Source organism: Bacillus sp. CCNWLW194 (genome assembly GCF_037120585.1).
Lineage (GTDB): Bacteria > Bacillota > Bacilli > Bacillales > Bacillaceae_G > Bacillus_A > Bacillus_A basilensis.
In genome coordinates this window covers 101,251-124,933 of sequence record NZ_JBBBBL010000005.1, presented here as the reverse complement: position 1 = coordinate 124,933, position 23,683 = coordinate 101,251, and the positions used below count along the sequence as shown (strand labels likewise).

Genomic DNA, 23,683 nt, shown 5'->3' with positions numbered 1-23,683 from the left:
ATACAATCTGCTTCTTACCCAGGTTGTATCGAATAGAGCAGTTATTATAAATAGCTGCTCTTTTTTATTTTATTCCCTTTTGTTTTTGAATAACATTTTTAACCATGTTCATACTATTTTTGTAACTTAAAGTTACAAACTATTGCTGTAAGCGCAGCGTTTCTTTTGTACAACGAGCAGTTAGTTTTATTAACTAGCTGCTTCGTTGCGCAAAAGAAAAATCTGCACATGTATTAAGAACATACATAAAATATCTTGTGGGATTCTTTTTCAATATTAGTTTTGGTCATGGAGCACCTTAAAAAGCGCTCTTTACATTTATAATTAATAACCATTTCGCTCAAACATACTCACGGCTTATATTGGTTAAGCATATATTTACATAGACAAGACATAGCTTTTATTATGCATGCACAATTTTTGTGCATGTTTTTTCAATATAATATGGGGGATTTTTAACCATCTAAGAACCCCGCTTCACCAATATAGTTTCAAAATTCCCCATTTCTCATGTATAATACTGTCAAACAATCGAATTCTACAACCAGTAATGGAGGCATTTAAATGGGTAGTATCACAAAATTATCACAACAACAATTAAACTTTAAACAACAATTGAATCCTAAAAACTATTCTCAAAAGGATAAAAAACTGAGTCGTCGTCTTTTACTAGCAATAGCTTTTATGCTATCTATGATTATTCCCGTCCAAATCTCTCTCTACAAGCAAGAGCAAGTAATTAAGGAAAAACAAATTTCACTTAATAACGAAAAGAAAAAACTATCTGAATTAGAAATACTTGGACGCTATTTTGACAACGATATTAAAACTTTAACAGAGAGCGAAGAAGGTATTTTAAAATTCGCAAGGAAATTGTATGGATTTTCTAAGCCTAATGAAACTATATTTCAAATAGCTGAATAACCTTTTTTAAATAACTATTTTATTAAAACTTTTCACCTTTTAACTGGACAAGCATATGTTATTGTATGGAGACATCCACTCATAAAACCTAGCTTTCTTGTCAAAGAGCATGCTTATATGCTTGCTCTTTTCTCTTGTTATGAAATACATATCTTTGTATAAAACTGCACCTCTCTAAAAACCATACATACAATAAGATGTGAACTCTTTTTTTCTAAATAAGTCTTTTGGTTATAAAGCGCCTTCCTCCCAAGGCACTCTTTAATTTTCAAATACGGATTTTGTATACTTTTATTCATTTCGCTCCCGATATTATATATACTAAATATATTGATATACTTTATAATTCCGTTGTGAAACATCACGTATTTCAAATACAACATCTTTTGATGACCTCTTATCTTTCCGTAAGAAGTCTTTTTTCAAATAACTATTTTGTTGAAATTTTAGATAGATGTTAATATTTTTAATAAAGGAGGTATACTGATGAAAAAATCATGGATAAAGATTTCTTTAATTATTTTCACAGCAATTTTCCTTTTAATAATCTTATATTTTGGTGGTATATCTATTTTTTTGGAATAAGCCATAAATCAAGTACAGCTGTTATATTTTCCTAACTGTTCTTTTTTTATTTATTATTTGCGCTACTCTCAATTCCTACATTCGATTAGCCTGTCAAAAAATTTCAAACGGATGGACAAACACCGCTTCAATTCTCCTTTTTTCTAATAGATTAAATTATAAGAATAAAAGGAGTGAACTATTGCAAAATGAATAGAAAAAAATACTCTGATAGTTATAATTGCTATAATTATGAAGATGATTACAAAAAGCACAAATCTTCTTGCCGTAACTCGGATCAAACGATTGTTAAAGTGTATTGTAATTGTAAAAGTGATCTTGAAAGTCAATCGGCTTTTAAGGCAACGCAAAATACCTTCCAACCACTTATTGCCAATCAACCTACTAGAGTTTTGTTTCCAGTTGAGGTATTTGATATTAATAATGAGTATGATCCATCTACATCGATTTTTGTCCCTCGTCAAAACGGTATATATACTTTTAATACAAGCATTATTTTTACCCCAACCGTACAAGCATCTGCCACAATAATTCTAGACATACAAGTAAATGGAATCAGTGTATCTAGAAACGAGCAAGGCGGCTCACCAAATGAATCACTTATTGTAAAAACTTCTACTATCGCACTATTACAAGCTGGTGACAGAGTTGACATATTAGCTGAAGCTGGGTCGGCAAATGGAACTATTGCAGGCGTTCCGAGTCTAACATATTTTGAAGGCGCTCGAATAAGTTAAGCTGTTCCTTTAAATATACAATCTTCTTTTAATATAGATGGTTCCTTTTACAAAATTTATTACCTGTTGAGCAGTTAGCTTATGCTAGCTGCTCTTTTGTATTGAGTTGATAATATTTTTTAGGTCTTATTTCTTTTCTACGTCATATAATTTTAACCTAAACATCCAGCTCAAAGTGTTACCTCCTATCTTAAAGAGCACTTATGCATGGTGCTCTTTTTTATTTTGTTTTCTTTCATTTCTGTATAACATTTGCAAACTGTTTCTATAAGCGCAGCGTTTCTTTTGTACAACGAACAGTTAGTTTCATTAACTAGCTGCTTTGTTGTGCAAAAGAAAGAGTTTTTTAAACTGCACATTTATTAAGAACATACATAAAATATCATGTGGTATTCTTTTTCAATATTTGTTTTGGTCATGGAGCGCCTTAAAAAGCGCTCTGTAGATTTGTTAATAAATAACCCTTTTGTTCAAACATACTCACGATTTATATAAACTAAGCATATATTTATAAAGACAAGACATAGCTTTTTATTATACATGCGCAATTTTTGTGCATGTTTTTTCTTTAATAAAATAACTATTGTTTTAGATTTCATAAATACAAACACTTGTCCATTTCATTTTGTTCTCCTCCCACATTTACTATTAGTAATACGAACTTTTCAGAGGTGAAAATAAAATGGATGAGTTTTTATCTTCTACTTCAATAAACTCTAATCTAGTTGGACCTACATTACCACCTATTCCACAATTCACACTGCCTACTGGTGTTACTGGACCTACTGGTGTTACTGGATCTACTGGTGTTACTGGATCTACTGGTGTTACTGGACCTACTGGTGTTACTGGATCTACTGGTGTTACTGGACCTACTGGCGTTACTGGACCTACTGGTGTTACTGGACCTACTGGATTACAATCTGTAGCTTACGGCACTTTTTGGCAAACGGAATTCATTACAGTCCCTTTCGGAGCTCCTTTTTCTTTTAATCAGGCTGAACCTTTGGTAGGGGGAGTTTCTCTGTTAAATCCTACCACAATTAATATCACACAACCGGGGGATTATCGCGTTTCTTTTATTTCCTCAATTAATTTAACTGTCCCTCTTACATTCCCTTATCAGCCTGTTATTTCTATACTATTAAATAACAATCTGATTCCAAACTTCAAAGCTACTTTCAGTATCCTAATACAAGATTTAGAGGATGTAGATTGTGATCAACTCACTGGAGAAACTATTTTATCAATTCCAGCCAATTCAACAATTCAACTTATAAATAATAGTTTTGTAGGTAATAGAGACATTGGTACATGCAATAATGGAATAAATGCTTTGGAATTAACCATTATCAAATTAAACTAGTACAATTTTCTCTTTAAAATTAGGTACTATTACAACATCTAGTTTTCAGTTTCCAATAATTTTTTTAATAACAACACACACAAAACAAAAAATAAATCCATAAAATGTTTTATATTCTTTTCTTTTTAGAATAAATAGTCTTTACAGGGCACTTCTCCAAGTGCTCCTACATTTACATATCAAATAGCATTTTTACTTATTTACAAGAGCGGATTTTATTATTTTGTACAAGCACTCTTTTCTTTTTTTTATACAATATATAGATATCTCAAAGAAAGGAGAGTAACATAAGTATGGCTGATTATTTTTATAAAGATGGTAAAAAGTATTATAAAAACCGATCGTATTCTCACCACCAAAAAGATAACTGTTTTATCAAAACCCATACAATATCTGCTTCAAATAGTGCTTTAGCTTTTAGTGTACCAGCTAACACTTCAAGAACATCTTTTGAAGATTTGACCAATAATCACAATAAAACATTACTTGATTTTCGCGTTCCTGGTGGTGTTCAACCAATTGAAGTAACCATTCGAACAAGAAGGTCTGGACCAATTACCTTTACAATAACTGCAGGTGAACAAAGGATATTTCAAGTTGAAGATTTTCAAAACCTCACTCTCACAAACAATACCAATACCGGTAGCACCATTAGTATATTTATTCAAAAAACATTTTGTATCTGCTGTAATAATCAAAATAATTTTCATAAAAAGTATTATAAAGAACAATCATATTCTTACTTTCAAAAAGATAACTGTTTTATCGAAACTCATACCGTAGCTGGTTCAGATACCACTCCAACTGAAAATGTCCCTGTAACCATCATCGTACCCTCCGACACTTCAAGAAGAGTTTTTGAAGATTTGACTAATAACCACAATAAAACATTACTTCAAATATCTGTTCCTGAAGATGTCTCCCCTATTGAAGTAACTATCCAAACAAGAAGTTCTCCCACGCCAATTATCGCGACTCTTGCTACAAATGAAACAAGAGTATTTCAAGTTGAAGATTTTCAAAGTCTTACTCTCACAAATAATACCGAATTCCTTAACTTCATTGAAGTATTGATTAAAAAAACATTTTGTATTTGCTGCAATGATAGGAATGATTCTTGCGATGAATATTACCGTGATTACGAATGTGAGTGTTAGGTTCATTCTCCAAAAGAATCCTTATAAAATGAAGTTTTTCTTTTACCCTTGTAGCATCTAATCATTCACATTTGTTCACTATTTTATCTCTTAACAAAATTCAAATTTAGTATTCATCAATAACTTCAATCTCATGTTAAATCTATGTAAAGATGGTTATAATTCACCCTATCCACCCTAGAAACGTTATATAATGAATTTGCAAACAATCGATTTGCACGCAACTAACTTTCCGTACGATATAACTCTTTACTAGGAGCAATCCTAGTCTTTTTTATTTCTCTCATATCAGTTGGGCCTTTCCAAATACCTGCTTGTTTCCATTTCTGCTTTACTATCGAATACATGGGCAACTAGTTTTATCTTTTATTAAAAATTCCATGTTTCTTCATCCCTTGAATATTTTTCAAATAAAAATACATACTATTTTCAAGCCGCCGTGTCCACGGCTAATACTTCTTTCTTTTGTTACAGCAGAAGCAGGTAGGTTCTTCACTTATCTGCTTTCTCTGTATATTTTTTAAGAAATCGATAATAATACCAACAAGCTGTTTGAACTAGCAGCTTCACTCTTCTCGTAATGAGGATGCAAATTATCACAATTAGCTAACTCATTGAACACACTGGCAGACAACCAAAATCGTTGTCTGCTTTTTGTATGAGATTTTTCGTTTTACATATACTACTTTTGAACCTGCAGACCAATACGAGCCATTTTGGTGCTTGGGATTTCCCTTCCGGGGATAAGTATTTTTTACTTATCCCTTTTCTGTATAGACACGTATAGTTAGGGTAAAACTAATTACAAGCAGATTTTCTGTTTATGCGTAGTTCTAAACAAGATTACTTTTTCTCCTATTAAAGGACGGCAGGTACGACTGCTAGTCCTTTTTTCTTATTTCGTATACTATCCCTTCTGTTAACTTCACACTACATTACCTTCATCGTCATAGTAAGCAATTTCCCAATTAGGATGGCAGTGGTGCTTCTCGAGTTCCCCATCGAACAAAACGAACAAATTAGTTTTCCAGTTTCCAACGATCGTACCCCAATACGAGTTTAATCCTTCATAAACTTCTCTTGTTCCATTTCAATAATTGCGGAATGTGTAATAAAAATATTCGCTCGCTTCAATACCTTTTCTTTCAACAAAAGTATTCTGCCTAAATAGTAGACATAATAAGTTCCGTTCTCTTTTTGCTGCAGCATAACATTCCCGTACAATTTGAATGTGTTACGAATTTCTTTCACCCCATCGTCCAAATCTTTGTTTGCAAAAGATTTTTTCGTATCGTTATATCAATTGATTTTTTCATAATCCGTATCAGCATCAGGGGAGCTAGTACGAATTGCTTTCTCTCGATTTTTTTCGATTAAATATTGTTCATACGTAAGTTGCACTTGTTCTTGAATTGCGACATGGCAGTAATACCCTTGCTCTACTGGTTTTGAACTATAAAATTTCCTTTATAACTTTTAAATACGGTGAATGAAATTTTTGTTTTTTCTTGCCATCATCCTTGTTGTATACAAACAAAAAAGAGCCGCAATATTTTGCGACTCTTTTACAATTATAACTATTTAACGGCCACGTCTTTGCTGACCTTGTTTTGTACTACCTTTTTTATTACTTGGCTTATTAAATGATCGATTATTTTCATTTCTCGAACTATTTCTTGAATCACTTCTTGAATCATTTCTTGAATCATTTCTTGAGCTATTTCTCGAATCACGTCTTGAACCTTCACGGCTATCTCTTTGACGATTTTGACCTGATTTCTTCGGAGCCGGCTTTGGTATCGGTTTCCCATTTTCATCTACACGTTTTATCTTCGGTTGTTCGATTATTTCTCTTTGTATTGGTGCACCAAGCGTTTTTTCAATTTCTTCTAAATGTTTTTCATCTTTCGCTGCAACGAACGTAATTGCAAGACCTGATCCACCTGCACGTCCTGTTCGGCCAATGCGGTGAATATAACTTTCTACATCTTCAGGGATATCAAAGTTAAATACGTGCGTTACACCATCTACATCCAGTCCACGAGCTGCTACATCCGTTGCGATTAAGTACTGAATTTTAGCTTCGCGGAAACTCTTCATAACTCTTTCACGTTTCGCTTGAGGTATATCACCATGAAGTTCAGCACAATTATAACCTAATCCTTTTAAATTATCATATAGCTTACTTGCTCTAACCTTTGTACGACAGAAAATAACTGCTAAAAATGGCTGATCACGATCCATAACAAAACGAAGTGCATCTGGCTTTGCACGATCTGTCGTCTCAATGACTCGCTGCTCAATTGTATCTACCGTTACTTCTTCACTTTGTACTTGAATCATTTGCGGCTCATCCATATAACGCTTCGCCAATTTTTTAATATCTTTTGGCATCGTTGCTGAGAATAACATCGTTTGTTTACTACCAGGTGTCTCATCTAAAATATCTTCAATATCATATAAGAAACCGAAATAAAGCATTTGATCCGCTTCATCTAGTACAATCGTTGAAAGATTACTTAAATCAATTGTTTCACGTCGTATATGATCTAATAATCGTCCTGGTGTTGCAACAACAATATGTGTATTACCTTTTAATTTTCTCAATTGTTGTGCTACATCTTGCCCACCATAAATCGCTAGTACATTAATATCTTCTCTTTGAACAAGCATTTTTTTAATTTCAGTTGTAATTTGCAGGGCTAGTTCCCTTGTTGGTGCAACAATTAAAGCCTGAACATCACTACATTCTGCATCGATTTTTTCTAAAATCGGTAACACAAATGCTAACGTTTTACCCGTTCCTGTTTTCGCTTGACCAATAATATCTTTACCTGACAGTATAACAGGAATTGCTTTCTCCTGAATCGGTGTTGCTTCTGTAATTCCATTTTCACGTAATGTATGATTAAAAGTTTCACTAATTCCTAATTCTAAAAAGTTTTTCAAATTGACCACTTCTTTTCCTTATTTTTCACATTAGCTTTCATTGTACCATTTGTTTCGCCAAATATGAAAAATAAAAAAATTCTTATCTTCTTTTTTATATTCATCGTGTACTAGTCGGACAAATTCTTTTTGCTTTTTCTCGGAATTTATTAATGCTTCCATGTTAGTAGAAGACAAAATGAACTTCTTAATTTTTCTATTACTCCAGATTAATCTTGTATACTTTGTATCTTCGTGTAGCTTTCGAAACCACTCAAATTCGCTTAATTTGGCAATATGATGTTTTAATTTCATGTCATTTCGAGGATAAAATAAAATTATATCCATTATTACATCAAACAATAAACTCATCTTCTCCCCTCCTATACATATTTATTTCAATGTTACGGAAATATAGTTACAAGGTGATAAAATTGACCACTACATTCATAAAGATTTTTTGCATGTTTTTTTTACTATATTTTCAATCTATCACAATTATTATGGCGCAATCCCAAACAGATGTGATAAGTGAATTTAAACAAGCTTTACTCATAAATGATAAAAAATTAATGCAATCATATGTAACTGAAGGGATTGAACTACCTACTTTCCAAACAAATAAACCTATTCATGAAATTAAAATAGTACCATCTCCAAAAGAGGATACTACAATTCTTATTTCTTATTCCAAAGACACTCATGATGAATTTACTATCGGTTTCATTTTAGAAATAGTAACAAAAAATAATAAAATATCTCACATGAATCAAATTTATGATGGCAATCCACTTATGAAAGAAGCTACTATCGTAAAAGAATATGAAATAAAGTGTAAGGAACATATACTTACTCCTACAAAATTCCCGTTCGAAATTCACGAATTTCAAGGGTACATCTATAACGATTACTTAGAACTACGATACTACAATGAAGATATTAATGGGATTTTCAAAATCACTGTTTCACCAGTTCAAAACAAATTAGGATTCTACGTACATAGGGGCTCTAAGTTCTACAGTTTAAAAAATAATATAAAAGCATTATATAATCCTCATTTTGATTCAGCATATGAGCTCCTCTTTCAGAAAAATGGTTTTCAATACACAATTGCAATTGGTAACAAACGCTATATAAAAGGAGAATATAACGTAAAGGATTTAATTCAAATTGCAGAATCTATGAATTAAAAAACCGATCTTTTCTATATAAGAAAGATCGGTTTTTTATTATTTTATATAATGAATTTCCCTCCATGATAGCAATAATACTTTACGGCTTTAAGGCTTTTAATCCTCTTTAAAGACTCTTCCGCTTTTTCTATATCTAAACAAAAATTTGGATTAGCTATTACTAACTCATGATTCTCTTGAACGGCCGCATCTCCTGTAATTACACAGTTTAAATTCGGAAAATATAATGAAATATGTCCTGAAGTATGTCCTGGCGTCGCTACTATTTGACATTCATTATTTAAAATCATTTGACCATCATATACTTTTTCATCGACGGAAATATGTTTAATATTTTTTAACTGTTGTATAAACCATTTACCAAATTCTTTTTCTTCATTCGACATACATTGTAACATTTCTTCCGCTTGAACTAATCTCTCTGATTTTATTTCACCATTAATATAGTTTGATTCAATTTCACTCGCAATAATATTAATTTGAGGATATTTCACTTTGAAATCGTATAAAGAGCCTATATGATCGTCATCATAATGAGTAATAATTATATTTTTCAAGTTTTTCATCTCATACCCCTGTTTTAAAATTATATCTTCAATTAAAGGTAAAAAATGTATATAACCTGTATCTACTAAAGTTAATTCATTATTTACTATAATTAAGCTCGGATAAATACATTGTTTTTCCCCATTAAATTCGAATTCAATTGGTAGTTCTATTATCTTCATTTTTCTTCCCCCATACCACTTATAAAATGTTTAATAATAAATAAATCATCCACATACATTTTACTATACATATCACAAATAATTTGAATCCAAATGTCCATTTTGTTCAAATTCACGTTTAATGTGTAATTTCTATATAACAAAGAAAAAAGCACCCGTTATGGATGCTTCCTTATCTTACCTGCTCAACTACATAAATCAACTTGGGCCTATCCGAAACCTGATATGTATAGTCTTCATTTTTATGCATATATGTTTCTATCCTATTTATCACTTCAAACATTCTGTCTGAATTCGCACTGAAACGAGATACTGAATCACATAAAACTATTGACCCTTTCTTGTAAAAATTTATAATTTCATAAATATCTCGTTCTAAACAAACATCTCCTACTTGCAAATCCTCTTTCGCTTCATAGTTATAAATTCCCATGCTCATTTTCCCCTCAAATTGTATTTTTTCTTACAATATCCCCTTGTTACATAAATAATACCACGATAAAATTCCAAAACTCAAACTCATCGGCTTCATCTGAGAAAATAAAAAAGCCATCGCCGAAGCGACAACTTTCAAAAAGCTAGGAGAAAAGAGAGGGAAAAATGGTGCAAAACAAAGTAACACCTGAAATGCTAGATGAAGTGGCTCATGGTGCAATTCATACCAGAATCACATTAGAAGCTTATGAATCACCAACAAGTAAAGGGGCTAGTTCTCATCAATAGATATACCATTAGATTATTTAGAAGTAATTCAACATTGTACGAATGCAGAAATTAATGTAAAAAATGAACTTTAATACGTATTACCACCAAACGTTATCTGCGTAGTACCTTTACTTGGAACGAACACATACACTATAAGTCGTTACGTAACCAACATTCTATTATTTTGCACAGGTAATCCCCTATTTTTGTGGAAATATACAATAAGAAAAACAATAAAATTGATTATTCCCTCTCTTCTTTGTCTATCCTTTTAAAAAATATATTTTTTTGTAAAAGGAGTTTTTTAATGGAGAAACAGACACTTTGGAAAAAATTCAAGAAAAGCTCAGCAAACCTCGGTAAATCTAGCGTATATGAAAGTATTATTTTATACTACACAATGAGAAAAAAAGAGTTACCTACTAAAACAAAATTCATCATATTAGCTGCTTTATCCTATTACGTATTAACAATCGATTTCATTCCAGATATAGCTGCTATTATTGGGATTGGCTTATTAGATGATGTTTTAGCGATTGCCATAGCGCATAAATTTGTTATGCGCCATGCAGACGCTGAAATTCGAGAAAAGAGCAAAGTAAAAATGGAGTCATTATTTACTCCCGCACAAACATAATGAAAAAGGAGCTAATATAATTTCACTTAGCTCCTTTTTCATAAAACTATTTCACTTCATTCGCTACAAAAAATTGCTCACAAACACTCGAAATGCGCTGTAAGTCTACGTTCCCACCAGATATAACAGCTACTACTTTTTTCCCTTTAATATATGTATCAACTTTCCCTGCAAGTAAAGCAGCAGTAGCTAAAGCGCCTGCACCTTCTACAACAGCTTTACCACGCTGTAATAAGTCTTTCATCGCTACTTCTAATTCGCCTTCTGATACTGTTACAATATCATCTACTAATTCTTTTACAACTTCAAAAGTTAAATTGCCTGGTATTTTTACCGCGCAACCATCTGCTATAGTAGGTGCCTCATAATGTTCTACAATTGTACCTTTGTCATAAGATGTCTTCATCCCATGAACATTTTCTGATTGGACACCAATTATATTAATTGATGGGTTAAAAGATTTTAATGCAACAGCAATTCCAGAAATAATTCCGCCTCCACCAATTGGTACAATAACAGTATCTACATCCCACATATCATCAAGAATGTCCAAACCAATAGTACCTTGACCAGCCATTACCTCCACATCATCATATGGATGTAAATATGTTTCACCTGTTTCCCTAATAATCTCCTCACATTTTGCCTTCGCATCATCAAAGGTTTCACCATGTAAAACCACTTCAGATCCATATCCTTTAGTTGCATCAACTTTCGCCTGAGGTGCAGAAATCGGCATAACAATTTTACTCTTAATACCGAGTAAATGAGCAGATAAAGCAATTCCTTGTGCATGATTACCAGCAGAACAAGCAATTACTCCTCTCTCTTTTTCTTGATCTGTCAGCTGTGACATTTTATTAAACGCACCACGGAATTTAAACGAACCTGTTAATTGCATATTTTCTAATTTCAAGTGAATTTCTCCACCCGTTTTACTAGTCAAATAAAATGATTTTACTAATGGCGTTTTACGAGCATTTCTATCCAGAATGTTTTGAGCTTTTTTAATATCGTCTATATGTAATGGTAATTTTTTAGTTATCATACTAGCACCTCTTCCAATGTTCTATTCCTAAGTTTTCGTAAGTCGCAGCTCCTTTATACGAAAGCATCTATGTTAAGAAAAAGTCTTTATATATGTACCTCACTCTGTAATACATACATTTGCAAACAATTTAACATCCTCTTCATATCACGTTCTTTATAATCATTTAAACATGCAATTTGGATCCAGTTATTCTTTTGTAAATATGCTGATTCATAATGGATAATATATCCTTGTAATGCTAACGCATCACCTACTGTTTTAGAAGACTGATCTTCATCTAATTGAATCGTAAGTATAATTGGTGCGGCATGTTCTTTAGGTGAAACAAGGTTTAGTCCTATACTCGTAATAGCTTCTTCCATATAATTATATGTCTCTTTTATTTTTACAAATGCTGTTTCATCTTCAAATCTCTTCAATGCTTCTTGCAAAGCATAAATTAAATTCCATGAATGAGAATATGGAATACTTTCATTTTCTTCGTACATACCAATGTCCATATAGACCGGTAAAGTCTCGTTTACTTTCACATTATGATTATGAAAAACGAAAGATAATCCAGTAAACGATTTAATTGCCTTTCCGCTAACACCACTTGCAAAATATACATCCATTAAATCAATCGGTATCGCCCCAATTGAACTGATACAATCTACACATAGTTTCACTTTAAACTTTTTACATAAAACATTTAGCTCGTCTAACTCATTTAACATTCCGGTAGATGTTTCATGGTGAACAAACCAAAGCCATTCATAATTGCCAGTTTCCATAATTTTTTCTAATTCTGTATAAAGAAACGGTTCTCCCATTTCTTTTTTATACGTATCAAAATATAATTGCGCGCGTTTTGCGTGTCCAACTAATCTATTACCAAATTCCCCATTTGTTAATACTAATCCTTTTCCTTTTAAAGAACGTAACTGTAAAGCAATTGCATCATTCGCTAACGTCCCTGTTCCTAACAGTATTTGCACACGTTTTGCTTTTGTCATTTGCAGTAAACGTTTTTTGATATTTTCCATCGTCACTTGAAATGACTTGGAACGATGCGAAATCGGCTTAGTAGAAAATGCCTTTCGAACATTTTCTTCAATATCTACTGGACCTGGTAAAAACGTAAATTCTTTCGTCATTATCCCTCCAACACTCGACGCTTCAAACATAGAAGGAGTAACATACATTGGCTGAAAGGCTGCTTCTTCTGTACCAACTAACGTATGGAAAGATTTAAATCCCATTTGTTCATATAAAGGTAGTTCACGTGTTGTAGCAGAAATGAGTGCCAATTCATATCCATTTAGAAGCAAATAACGATGTAAAAAGCGAATTAAACCTAACAATGCTCTTCCATTTCGATATTCACGTTCTACTGAAAGTAAACGAATTTCATATACATTTTCTCCATGTTCTTCCAAATAAAAATCTAGATTTGAAATTTTATAATCTAATGAGAATGGTCGTTTTCCTCGCAATGCAACCATACCTACTAACTTATCGTCATGTAAACAAATTAGATATGTGTTTTCATCATGAAAACGATCAATACGAGCATGTTCTTTCGTTTCTTCATGTTGCGGAATTTCTTCTACAAATGTTTTATAATTCAATTTATGTATACTTTCAAATTCCCAATCTTGATCAGCAACTTTATAAATTAACCCCATGTTGTATCTCCTTTATTCATTTAATAAAAATTATAAGTGGAGATTAACTCCACTTATTAAAAGCTCATGTCATTCGCGATTTACATATAAAATAAGTACAATTATAAGTGCACTTAAAATAGTCGTAACAATAGAGTAAGAATACAAAATCATGCAAATTGGTAAACAAGCGATTGTAATTAGTCCTGGCTTCGTAAACCCTTTAAATATTAAATAAAATATAATGAAAACAGCAACAAGGGTAAGCGCTATCAAATAATCAAATGCGATTAATCCTCCGATAAATGTTGATATGCCTTTTCCGCCCTTGCCTTTAAATACAATTGGATAAATATGTCCAAGTAAAACAGCCAATAAAGCTAACATTACAAATGTAGAATCTCCAAAAAGGCATTTTGCAATAGAAACTACAATTGCCCCTTTAATTGCATCACCTAAAAATGTAGCAATGAAATATCCTTTTCCATATACGCGCCCCATGTTTCTTGCGCCAGGATTACCACTTCCTTCATCCCGAATATCAACGTTATGTCTCCATTTCGTTACTAGATAAGCAGTCAATATGTTTCCAAATAAATAAGAAACCACCAAATAAAAAAATTGCATACTATTAATCATGTAATCATTCACTTTCTACGTAGGAGTACTTATACAATATTCAATGACTATGTATATTGTACTTTTTTATCTGCATCCCTTTATATATTTTAACATCATATTTTTACAAATCATACAAAAATTCTCATGCTTCTATTTTTTAAAATATATATTCTTCATTAAATAATAGGTTCCTTTCGCTGCTGGTTCTGATTGTGATACAAAGGTAACTTCTCCTATACTCTTCACGCAGCATTTCTTAAATTCAGTATATATTTCAGGAACTAAACGCAATATGCTTCCACTTACTGCAATGGGAGTTGCAAACTTAAATTGCATCTTATTATAAAGATTTACTGTAATTCTCGCTAATTCCTTACCAGCTTGCATCATAATTTCATGTGCATCATCATTCCCATTTCTCGCTTCCTGAATAACTAATGGTGCGATTGCTGCAACTTTATCTTTTGAAGAACTATAAACTAGTCTTTTTATATGAGACGACGTCAAAAGTTGAAACTCATCTTGAATCCTTAAGCTTAATGGACAAAGTGCAACGCCTTGATCAAATTGATTTGCCATTCTCTTTAAACCTTGTAATGCAATCCAATATCCACTTCCTTCATCTCCTAAAATATGTCCCCATCCACCGCTATACTCGTGCACTTCTCCTTTTTTTCCTAGACAAATCGCACCTGTGCCGCCAATTGTTAAAATTCCATCCTTTCCTTGTAAAGCAGCTGCATGTGCAATCATTGCGTCATTAAAAACTTCAATTGGTGTTCCGTACTTCTTTTGTAGACGTAATATTAATTCATTTGTATTTGCTCCACTTATACCTGCTAATCCTAAACAAATACAAACGCAATTGTTATTTATTAAAGCTTTCTGGCAATGATCGATTGCTTCCATAATATGCACAAGAGCTTCTTCAAAATCTATTAATATATTTCCAAAACCGCCCTTACCCCTTATAATTTCCTTTCCGTCTTGATCAAAGGCAATTGCTTCTGTCTTCGTTCCCCCGCCATCTACTCCAATCATATACTTCATATATATTCGCCTCATTTTCTTCATATTGGCGGGAATGTTATATTCCCTAAAACTACAGATTGCTTTGCACCTGTTGCGCTTGGTACATTACTGGGATTACGATGATGCGTTTCATTTGCTAAAATTGCAAAGGCGATAGCTTCTTTCGCTGCAGAAGAATAGCCTAAATTTTCTTGAATAAAAATTGCGCATTTTTCTTCCTTCAATCCATTTCGCAACATTTCAACAAGTGTGCTATTATAACTGCCGCCACCACCTAATATCACCTCATCGATTTCATAATACGGCAGAATAAACTCCTTATAATGATGAATAATTGAACTCGCTGTAAACATCGTGACAGTCGTCAATATATTTTCTTTACTATGCCTTTCATACCGCTTCAATAACTCACTTACAAATTCTTCTCCAAACTGTTCTCTACCAGTTGATTTCGGTGGGTTCATTTTCAAAAATGGATGGCTCATACAATATGTCAAAATTTCATCTACAACTACTCCCTTTTTTGCAATCTCACCATTTTGATCATATGGCAACTGAAATAACCTTTGACATACTTCATCCATTACCATATTCCCTGGACCAGTATCAAAAGCCATAACGCTCTTATTACTTAGGTGACTTGGTATTACTGTAACATTACCAATCCCGCCAATATTTTGTAGCAGTCTATTTTTAGTTGAATGCCGATACAAAATAATTTCTGAATATGGCACAAGTGGTGCACCTTGTCCTCCTGCTGCCATGTCCATCGTTCGGAAATTTGAGATAACCGTCGTGTTCGTTTCGTATGCTATTACTGCAGGTTCCCCAATTTGCAATGTGGAAGGTATCATATTACCATCTTGCTTTGGCTGATGATAAATCGTTTGTCCGTGAGAACCTATTGAATCTAATTGTTTCAAAGGAAAATCGGCCTCTTTACAAACTTCTTTTACAGCATTGGCAAAACATAAACCGAGCTTAAAATTTAAACTGCATATGAGTTGTACATTTGAATTTTCTATTGATAACGCTTGTTGGATTTCATTTTTCATATCATTACAAAATGGAACTGTAGTAAAATGGATAAGTTCGACCTTAGACTCTACACCACTCCCTTCTATATGAACGAGCGCTACATCTATTCCATCTAACGAAGTACCGGACATTATCCCTGCAATATACATAACATGCATGACCTCCTATTCACTAAAAAACAATCATGTAAGTTACAAACGTACAACCGATCGAAAAGAATATAAATCTAAAAAACAACTGAGCTTTAGATGCAAACGATCCATCAATAAAAGAAATAACTACTGTAAGCAAAATACTTGCCGCAATGCTTGTAACGAGCCAAATACTATGCATTTGTGATAGATGTAGCATTCTTAATAAAGGTACAAAAAGTAAATTCGCACATATCACTCCAAATAATAATAAAAATACACCTTTATAACTAAATTTTATATTCATTCCATTTCACCTTCTCTCAACTTAATGTGAAAGAAGTGATAGACAAAATGCCTATCACTCATAAATTAAAGCATAAAGATTATGGATTAACAGCTTCCCCTTCACCATTCTTCTCAATTTCAAGCATATTTTTGTCGTACATTTTAAAGAATGGTAAATAAATAAGGAATGATATTGCTATATTTATAAAAACTAATACTATTGCACGCCAATCTCCACCTGTAGCTAAATACGCACCAATTGGAGCTGGTAATGTCCACGGTGGCATAATATGTGTTGGTGTTACAAATCCCATCGCAGTGGCTGAATATGCAACAGTTGCTGTTACAAGTGGTGTAATGATAAATGGGATAATTAAAATTGGATTTAGTACAATCGGTAATCCGAATATGACTGGCTCATTAATATTAAAAATACCCGGAACAATACAAGTTCTTGATAATGCTTTCGAATATTTCGATCGACCAAATACAATCATAGCTAATACAAGCCCTAATGTCGCACCAGAACCGCCAATCCATATAAACCATTGATATAACGGCTCTGGTGAAATAAATGGCAACTGATCTGCTCCACTAGCAACTGCTTCACCATTTTTCCCTAGGTATACTTCCCATAATGGCCGAGCAACAGTTCCAACAACCGACACACCATGGATTCCGAATGACCAAAAAAACGTAATTAAAAACACTGGAATCATTACACCGAAGTAACTATCCCCAGCTTTTACTAATGGTGCTGCTAATTTATCAACAACATGGTGTAAATCAATGCTAAAAACGACAGTTACTAGACTCATTATAATAATAACGAATGCAGCAGGTATAAGTGCTTCAAATGAACGCGACACAGATGGCGGTACTTGTTCTGGCATTTTAATCATTACATTTTTCTTCTTACAAAACCTTAAAATCTCTACGGATAAAATAGAAACAATCATCGTCACGAATAATCCATGACCTCCGAGATTTGTCATCGGAAGCATAAACCCTTTTTTATCAATTAATTCAGGCGTTAATGTTAATAGCAGTGAACATACTGCAAGCTGAGCTCCCGATAAAGCATCTAGTTTATAACTTTTCGCCAAATTATATCCTATTCCAAATGCTATATATAAAGACATAATAAACATCGTTAACCGATATGGTATTAATATACTTGTTTGATTCTTTAATGCCCAAACGGATATGAAACTATCTTTCGGTAATGGTGGAAATGCTACGATTAAAAAGAAACTTCCTACGATGATAAATGGTAATGCTGAAATAACTCCATCACGGATTGCTTGTAAATGCCTTTGTTCAGAAAGCCTTGCCATCGGTCCAGATAAGTTTTTATCAAGAAACGTGACAAACTTATTCATAACACTTCCCCCTAACGAATTAAATCATTTACAGTTTTTAATAAAATCGGTCCACCAAGCGGCGTATATGCTTGCGGCGGTATGATACCGCATGGAATAGATTCCTCTTCTGCAAATTTTTTTACAGAGTCAAATCGATGTCTTACTTGAGGTGCAACCATTACAACATCCCAACCATTCTTCACTTCTTCCTCTACCTCACTTGTTCCAATTGCATGTACTTCCATATTCATACCTTTTTTCTCCGCTTCTTTTTTTAAAGCGTTTACAACAATTGCACTAGACATTCCTCCAGAACAAACGAATAAAACCTTCATTTATTAATCCTCCTATACTTATAAATTATCCCCTTCGAATGAAAGGAAGTTTCACTTTACTAACAAGCATATGAAGTAGTGAAAGAATTTAGTTGTGATGAAAGTAAATTTCACTAAAAATATTTTTCCTATTAAATTAATGTTTCAATATTTATTTTTTTTAATTGTAAGAACAACCTCACCTCGGATATTATTTTAGTTAACCATATAATAAGGAGGCGTATAAATGATCATGAAACGTTTATTAATGATATGTTGTATCGTCATCTTTTTTATTCCTTTCTCTTTCATTCCCCCTCACTCTACTTATGCTGAAGTTAATACTACGTATAAAAAACATGAATTACGTGCCGTGTGGATTGCATCAGTTCTTAATATTGATTGGCCCTCAAAAACTGGCTTACCTATGGATAAGCAGAAACAAGAATTTATAAGATTGCTAGACGATGTAAAAAGCACTGGCATAAATGCAGTGGTTGTACAAATTAAACCCACTGCTGATGCTTTTTATCCTTCCAAATACGGTCCTTGGTCTGAATACATTACGGGTACACAAGGTAAAGACCCTGGATACGACCCACTCGCATTTATGGTTGAAGAAGCACATAAAAGAAATATAGAATTTCACGCATGGATTAATCCATACCGAATAACGATGAATCACACTGATATAAATCGATTATCAAATAATCACCCTGCAAGACAACATCCCGATTGGGTTGTACCATATGGCGGAAAGTTATATTACAATCCCGGTATTCCAGAAGTGAAAAAATTTATAACAGAAGGTGCTTTAGAGATCGTGCAAAATTATGACATTGATGCCCTTCATATGGATGATTATTTTTATCCATATAAAGTAGTTGGTGAAGAATTCCCTGATCGAAAAACGTACGAAACGTATAATAACGGTAGATTTACAAATATAGAGGATTGGCGACGTAACAATGTAAATGAACTTGTAAAAGGTTTAAATGCTGCTATTAAACAAGAAAAGTCATACATGAAATTTGGCATTAGTCCATTCGGCGTATGGCGAAATATAGCTGACGATCCAACCGGTTCTAACACAACCGCAGGTCAAAGAAACTATGATGATCTTTACGCTGATACACGTGAATGGATACAAAAAGGCTATATTGACTACATTACACCGCAAATATATTGGAATATCGGTTTCACACCTGCTGCATATGACATTTTAGTAGATTGGTGGGTAAAAGAAACAAATAACAAACCAATTCACCTATACATCGGTCAGGCAGCCTATAAAATTAATAATAACTCTGTCCCCGCTTGGTCTGATCCTGAAGAATACCCAAGACAAATTACATTAAACCGGCTATATCCTCAAATAAAGGGAAGTATGCATTTTAGCTTAAAAGATATTAATAATAATCCACTAGGAGTGAAAGATAAACTCTCAAAAGACATTTATAAATATCCTGCATTAATCCCGCCTATGCCTTGGCTCGATCATGATCCACCAAAACAGCCTACCTTAAAAGGTGCCATTCCAAGAGAGGAAGGTATTGCTGTTGGTATCATTGACAATAGAGAGAATGATTCTGCTTATTACGCCATTTACCGTGTAAATGGAAAAAATGAAGTGGATATACAAAACCCTAAAAATTTACTGACTACTGTAAGAAAAACAAAACTTGGAGAAATTTATGTAGATAAAACCGTTATTTCTGGAGAGACGTATACGTATGTGGTAACCGCGGTTGACCGATTGCATAATGAGAGTGTTGCTTCTAGTCATACTTCTGTAAAGGCAAAATAAAATCCCATAAAAAAGCGCCTTAAAGCCGAGTAATACTAAGCTTTTAAGGCGCTTTTTTTATTTATTCTTAAACTTCTCTGTCGCTGCTCTCATCTTCACATTCAAATCATGATCAATAGAGTCGCGAATATCTCGCTCAACTACTTCCATTTCTTTTTGGAAATTTTGCAAGTAGATTTTTAATTCTTCTTCTTTTTCTGGTCGTTGTGATGGTGGTAATTGTACAACTAAAGATAACATCGCTGTTAAATCTTTCATTAAGAACGTTTCAAGTTTATGCTGTTGTTCAAACATGCGTTGCTCTTGATAGTACGGCAATGCATTTAATACTGAAATTGTAATATCATCAACCGTTCTTTGTAATGAAGGATTTATTGAACGTTTATACGCTTGAATTGTATTTAATGCATCTGGATATCGATCATAAAAATACAATTTATAAAACGATAAGTCTGTCGGTTTTACTGTTTGCTGCGTTTCTTGTCTTAAAAAATCTTTTACTTTCATCGCTGCTACATCAATATCTTCATTTGTAAGTTTTTTCGTTGTTTTTGCCAATACATGTACTTTTTTCTGTTTTTCTTTCGGTAACATTGAGAATACTTGCTCTCTCGTACGTTGACCCGATGCACAGAAAAGAGTGTTTAATGTATGTTGCTCTTTCTTTCCTTCCGTACGAATCCAGCGATAAAAGAGTGGGTGTTGTGTAAATTCTTGTAGAAACGGTAATGATTTATTCGATAACTTTTCTAAAGAATCGTGTGCTCTTTTATATGGCTTCGTCCATGAAAAATACAGTTTCCGCCCGAAATATACGACTAATACAACGACAGTAAATGCTATTAAAAGCAAAGTACCGAGTAATAATAGTACTGTTTGAATGAAACTCATTTTTTCACCTCCTCTAATAATCTGCTATTTCCTTGGACGCTGAATGAGTTTCTGCTTCATCTCATCATTAAATGTGTCTAGTTCAATAACGAACTTCTTACTTGACTCAATAATACGTTCTGATGATTTTTCAGATGCTTCAATTGCAGCGAACACATTTTGGAATGATTCACGTAATTTATCCATGCTAATAGCAGGATTTTCAAGTAATTTCGTTGTTTCTTCTGTATTTTGTTTTAATGCCTGAGAATTACTTAATACCATAGATTCAATTGCTTCATTTGTCGCATTTACAGCATCGATGGTTTTACGTTGATTTGTTAATGCTAGCTGGATAGCAGCTGAAACCGTTACAACGTTTTGTGTCATCGTAATTGCATTACGTATTGCTTCTGTTAGCTTTTCGTTATTTTTCTTAATAATGTCTACAGATGCAATAGATTGTAATAACACACTTTTCGCTTGCTGCATATTACGTGTACGTACGAGTATCTTTTCTAATGCATCATTAATTAATGGAATATCTCTTTGACGCTCTGGATTTTGTTTCTCTGCTTCAAGCATGCCAGCGAGCTTTCTTCCTAAGTATACTTGTTTATCAAGAGCGTGAATTTTATCATGCGATTGCTCTTTTAGCATTTCAAGACCAACCGTATCTTCTTGTAAGTTATCACGGCCAATTAGAAGGGATCTTATAATCTCCTCAATTTGCTTATCTATAGATTGATATTTATGCACGTATGTTTCAAGTGGATTTTTCTTAAATACTTTAAACATAATTTTCTTCATACCACTTGCTTTTAATGAATTCGGATCCAGCTCTGATACTACTTTTCGTAATTCTAATAATGTATTTGGAATTTCTTCATTTTTCCCATTCATCATCGCTGTTACAGGACGTTTTAAAGCTGATAACGTTTGGCCTGCTGCTTGTTGCTCTTTATCCCCTAAATCTCCTAGCTGAGACAATACTTTCGATAAATCTGTATTTTGCTCGCTATTTAACTTTTGTACATAAAGATCAGCTTCTTTATTCAGTTCCTCTAGTTCTGCATCTTTTATTACTGTATCAACCACTACTTCTACATTATTATCTTTCACAATCGATACAGGTTCTTTTTTCTCGAGTTCAGTCAACAAAATCGCTCCTTTATTTATATGTGCGAATTTATGTGCACTATATTTCATCTAATATATTGTATTTCATGTACAAACAGCCTATATGAAATCAATTTTCAAGAAATACCTGCTTATGCAGTCATTCCCTGTTTCTTACTATAAGTATACCTGTTCTCAACATTATTTTCCTCAGACTTAAGACCTAGAGAACAACATGCTGAAGGCGGATTCTTCATATGTTACCTGAATAATTTCCATTCTTTCAATCGTGCTACACTCAATCTTTTGACATTCTCCCTTATTCAATGTGATAATTTGAATACACTCATTCCTATTTATTTTTGCGCGCTACAAATGCTCCCTTTTGAAACGCTAATAACACCGTTTCAAACGTATCATCTTCTTCAATTATTTTTATAAACTCAACTAATTCACTCGCATGAGAAGTTGCATTATCGATAACAAGAAGTCCTTTGGGTTCTAAAATGCGTTTTATATGCTCAAACCACCACATGTATTGCGTACGCTCTGAATCTAGGAAAATAAAATCAAATGAATGATCTAATTGCGAATCTAAAAATGCCCCTGCTTCTTGATTATGAACATCGATTCTTTGTAAAAGGTTCGCTTTTTCAAAATTCACAAGTGCCTCTCCAACTCGTTCTGAAGACAGCTCTACAGTTGTTACATTTCCATTTGTTTCTTCTACCGCATTTGCTATCCACAATGTAGAATAACCATTAGAAGTCCCAATTTCTAAAATGTTTTTTGCATTACACCCTTTTACTAAAATTGATAAAAATTGCCCCATCTCACGAGAAACATTCCGTAATCTTTCTTCCCGTGTTTTTTTATTCCGATCATGCTCTTCTCCATATTGTTCAAGTTGAAATAATAATGAATCTAACGTATCCATTCTTTTCATCGCCTTTCCAAGCAATATGATGAAAAAGCTCTTGCTGCCCGTCTACTTTTTATTATATGCGAAACAAAAACCTTTTTCCCGTTATATGACAAAGATTTATAATTTTTTATAGCATATTGTTTCGTTTTTTGGTAAAGTTAATTTCTACGTGCAATTATTCCATTCTTATTATATTTCATAAAAATTGCAGTTATAAAATATATATAAACCCCCTTTAAATGAATCGGTATTTCAAATTCAATTAAGCGCCCTTTTTGGACGCATTTTCTTTTGTTTATATATCTTTAAAAGAAAGGATGCTTACAATGAACGTGATTAGCTTAGATGCTGCTAGAAAGCGAAAGCAGCATAAAAAATTAATGATTACTATACCGATTATTACACGTATTTATGAAGAAGACGGGGAAATTAAATTTGAGGTAGCTGGCGAAAAAGATGTACCTCTTGAAATGTTAGAAAAATAATAAAAAAGCGCATTTCTGAAGAAATGCGCTTT

General features: G+C 33.1%; 25 protein-coding genes. 9 read left to right on the top strand and 16 right to left on the bottom strand.

Going from position 1 to position 23,683, the window contains the following annotated elements; translation table 11 throughout:
- Positions 1 to 564: 564 nt before the first annotated feature.
- From V7S50_RS13450 to V7S50_RS13435, 4 genes are all read left to right on the top strand, one after another.
- The gene (locus V7S50_RS13450; protein ID WP_242253216.1) at positions 565 to 924 is read left to right on the top strand and encodes an FtsB family cell division protein; all 360 of its coding nucleotides are present in this window, start codon (positions 565 to 567) and stop codon (positions 922 to 924) included.
- Between the two features lie 758 nt (positions 925 to 1,682).
- The gene (locus V7S50_RS13445; protein WP_242253215.1) at positions 1,683 to 2,246 is read left to right on the top strand and encodes a complement C1q domain-containing protein; all 564 of its coding nucleotides are present in this window, start codon (positions 1,683 to 1,685) and stop codon (positions 2,244 to 2,246) included.
- 682 nt (positions 2,247 to 2,928) lie between these two features.
- On the top strand, positions 2,929 to 3,612 hold the full coding sequence (locus tag V7S50_RS13440) for an exosporium leader peptide-containing protein (protein ID WP_336376906.1): 684 nt from the start codon (positions 2,929 to 2,931) through the stop codon (positions 3,610 to 3,612).
- A 293-nt stretch (positions 3,613 to 3,905) separates the two neighbouring features.
- The gene (locus V7S50_RS13435; RefSeq protein ID WP_242253213.1) at positions 3,906 to 4,769 is read left to right on the top strand and encodes an exosporium protein D; all 864 of its coding nucleotides are present in this window, start codon (positions 3,906 to 3,908) and stop codon (positions 4,767 to 4,769) included.
- A gap of 1,059 nt (positions 4,770 to 5,828) precedes the next feature.
- On the opposite strand, the gene V7S50_RS13430 is transcribed toward V7S50_RS13435, so the two are convergent.
- The 3 genes from V7S50_RS13430 to V7S50_RS13420 all read right to left on the bottom strand — a co-directional run bounded on the left by V7S50_RS13430 (position 5,829) and on the right by V7S50_RS13420 (position 8,069).
- Complete coding sequence (locus V7S50_RS13430) at positions 5,829 to 6,020, bottom strand: hypothetical protein (protein ID WP_242253211.1); 192 nt, start codon at positions 6,018 to 6,020, stop codon at positions 5,829 to 5,831.
- 330 nt (positions 6,021 to 6,350) lie between these two features.
- The gene (locus V7S50_RS13425; protein WP_242253210.1) at positions 6,351 to 7,727 is read right to left on the bottom strand and encodes a DEAD/DEAH box helicase; all 1,377 of its coding nucleotides are present in this window, start codon (positions 7,725 to 7,727) and stop codon (positions 6,351 to 6,353) included.
- A 21-nt stretch (positions 7,728 to 7,748) separates the two neighbouring features.
- On the bottom strand, positions 7,749 to 8,069 hold the full coding sequence (locus tag V7S50_RS13420) for a hypothetical protein (RefSeq protein WP_242253209.1): 321 nt from the start codon (positions 8,067 to 8,069) through the stop codon (positions 7,749 to 7,751).
- 29 nt (positions 8,070 to 8,098) lie between these two features.
- Between V7S50_RS13420 and V7S50_RS13415 the strand changes: the two genes are divergently transcribed.
- Positions 8,099 to 8,887 (top strand): hypothetical protein, encoded by a 789-nt coding sequence (locus V7S50_RS13415; protein WP_242253208.1) that lies wholly within the window; start codon positions 8,099 to 8,101, stop codon positions 8,885 to 8,887.
- A 44-nt stretch (positions 8,888 to 8,931) separates the two neighbouring features.
- Here V7S50_RS13415 and V7S50_RS13410 read toward each other — a convergent pair whose 3' ends face one another.
- Together V7S50_RS13410 and V7S50_RS13405 are read right to left on the bottom strand one after the other, a co-directional pair.
- Complete coding sequence (locus V7S50_RS13410; RefSeq protein ID WP_242253207.1) at positions 8,932 to 9,618, bottom strand: MBL fold metallo-hydrolase; 687 nt, start codon at positions 9,616 to 9,618, stop codon at positions 8,932 to 8,934.
- A gap of 172 nt (positions 9,619 to 9,790) precedes the next feature.
- Positions 9,791 to 10,051: a hypothetical protein gene (locus V7S50_RS13405; protein ID WP_063223862.1), complete on the bottom strand. Its 261-nt coding sequence runs from the start codon at positions 10,049 to 10,051 to the stop codon at positions 9,791 to 9,793.
- A 167-nt stretch (positions 10,052 to 10,218) separates the two neighbouring features.
- Here V7S50_RS13405 and V7S50_RS13400 point away from each other — a divergent pair, with 167 nt between their 5' ends.
- On the top strand, positions 10,219 to 10,341 hold the full coding sequence (locus V7S50_RS13400) for a hypothetical protein (protein ID WP_286676869.1): 123 nt from the start codon (positions 10,219 to 10,221) through the stop codon (positions 10,339 to 10,341).
- A 289-nt stretch (positions 10,342 to 10,630) separates the two neighbouring features.
- A complete protein-coding gene (locus V7S50_RS13395; protein WP_242253205.1) occupies positions 10,631 to 10,960 on the top strand; it encodes a YkvA family protein in 330 nt (109 codons plus the stop codon).
- Between the two features lie 46 nt (positions 10,961 to 11,006).
- Here V7S50_RS13395 and tdcB read toward each other — a convergent pair whose 3' ends face one another.
- The 8 genes from tdcB to V7S50_RS13355 all read right to left on the bottom strand — a co-directional run bounded on the left by tdcB (position 11,007) and on the right by V7S50_RS13355 (position 18,466).
- A complete protein-coding gene (tdcB, locus tag V7S50_RS13390; protein WP_242253204.1) occupies positions 11,007 to 12,008 on the bottom strand; it encodes a bifunctional threonine ammonia-lyase/L-serine ammonia-lyase TdcB in 1,002 nt (333 codons plus the stop codon).
- Between the two features lie 86 nt (positions 12,009 to 12,094).
- Entirely contained in the window at positions 12,095 to 13,678 is a 1,584-nt protein-coding gene (locus tag V7S50_RS13385; RefSeq protein WP_242253203.1) for an aminotransferase class V-fold PLP-dependent enzyme, read from the bottom strand.
- Between the two features lie 69 nt (positions 13,679 to 13,747).
- Positions 13,748 to 14,296 (bottom strand): glycerol-3-phosphate 1-O-acyltransferase PlsY, encoded by a 549-nt coding sequence (gene plsY, locus V7S50_RS13380; protein ID WP_242253202.1) that lies wholly within the window; start codon positions 14,294 to 14,296, stop codon positions 13,748 to 13,750.
- Between the two features lie 132 nt (positions 14,297 to 14,428).
- Positions 14,429 to 15,328 (bottom strand): BadF/BadG/BcrA/BcrD ATPase family protein, encoded by a 900-nt coding sequence (locus tag V7S50_RS13375; protein ID WP_242253201.1) that lies wholly within the window; start codon positions 15,326 to 15,328, stop codon positions 14,429 to 14,431.
- Positions 15,329 to 15,348: 20 nt separating this feature from the next.
- Complete coding sequence (gene anmK / locus V7S50_RS13370; protein ID WP_242253199.1) at positions 15,349 to 16,497, bottom strand: anhydro-N-acetylmuramic acid kinase AnmK; 1,149 nt, start codon at positions 16,495 to 16,497, stop codon at positions 15,349 to 15,351.
- A gap of 22 nt (positions 16,498 to 16,519) precedes the next feature.
- Positions 16,520 to 16,786, bottom strand: coding sequence for a hypothetical protein (locus tag V7S50_RS13365; RefSeq protein ID WP_242253197.1), 267 nt, complete (start codon positions 16,784 to 16,786; stop codon positions 16,520 to 16,522).
- A 79-nt stretch (positions 16,787 to 16,865) separates the two neighbouring features.
- A complete protein-coding gene (locus V7S50_RS13360; protein ID WP_098556619.1) occupies positions 16,866 to 18,149 on the bottom strand; it encodes a PTS sugar transporter subunit IIC in 1,284 nt (427 codons plus the stop codon).
- An 11-nt stretch (positions 18,150 to 18,160) separates the two neighbouring features.
- The gene (locus V7S50_RS13355) at positions 18,161 to 18,466 is read right to left on the bottom strand and encodes a PTS sugar transporter subunit IIB (RefSeq protein WP_242253196.1); all 306 of its coding nucleotides are present in this window, start codon (positions 18,464 to 18,466) and stop codon (positions 18,161 to 18,163) included.
- Between the two features lie 226 nt (positions 18,467 to 18,692).
- Here V7S50_RS13355 and V7S50_RS13350 point away from each other — a divergent pair, with 226 nt between their 5' ends.
- Positions 18,693 to 20,252 carry a glycoside hydrolase family 10 protein gene (locus V7S50_RS13350; RefSeq protein WP_242253195.1) on the top strand — a complete coding sequence of 520 codons (1,560 nt, stop codon included), beginning with the start codon at positions 18,693 to 18,695 and terminating at the stop codon, positions 20,250 to 20,252.
- 57 nt (positions 20,253 to 20,309) lie between these two features.
- Here the strand turns inward: V7S50_RS13350 and V7S50_RS13345 are convergent, their stop codons facing one another.
- The 3 genes from V7S50_RS13345 to V7S50_RS13335 form a co-directional block, all read right to left on the bottom strand.
- Entirely contained in the window at positions 20,310 to 21,143 is an 834-nt protein-coding gene (locus V7S50_RS13345; protein ID WP_063223852.1) for a DUF3974 domain-containing protein, read from the bottom strand.
- A gap of 24 nt (positions 21,144 to 21,167) precedes the next feature.
- Entirely contained in the window at positions 21,168 to 22,280 is a 1,113-nt protein-coding gene (locus tag V7S50_RS13340) for a toxic anion resistance protein (RefSeq protein WP_000137398.1), read from the bottom strand.
- Positions 22,281 to 22,593: 313 nt separating this feature from the next.
- Positions 22,594 to 23,187 carry an O-methyltransferase gene (locus V7S50_RS13335; RefSeq protein WP_242253550.1) on the bottom strand — a complete coding sequence of 198 codons (594 nt, stop codon included), beginning with the start codon at positions 23,185 to 23,187 and terminating at the stop codon, positions 22,594 to 22,596.
- Positions 23,188 to 23,492: 305 nt separating this feature from the next.
- Here V7S50_RS13335 and V7S50_RS13330 point away from each other — a divergent pair, with 305 nt between their 5' ends.
- Positions 23,493 to 23,651 carry a hypothetical protein gene (locus tag V7S50_RS13330; protein ID WP_001100984.1) on the top strand — a complete coding sequence of 53 codons (159 nt, stop codon included), beginning with the start codon at positions 23,493 to 23,495 and terminating at the stop codon, positions 23,649 to 23,651.
- The last annotated feature ends 32 nt before the right edge of the window (positions 23,652 to 23,683 follow it).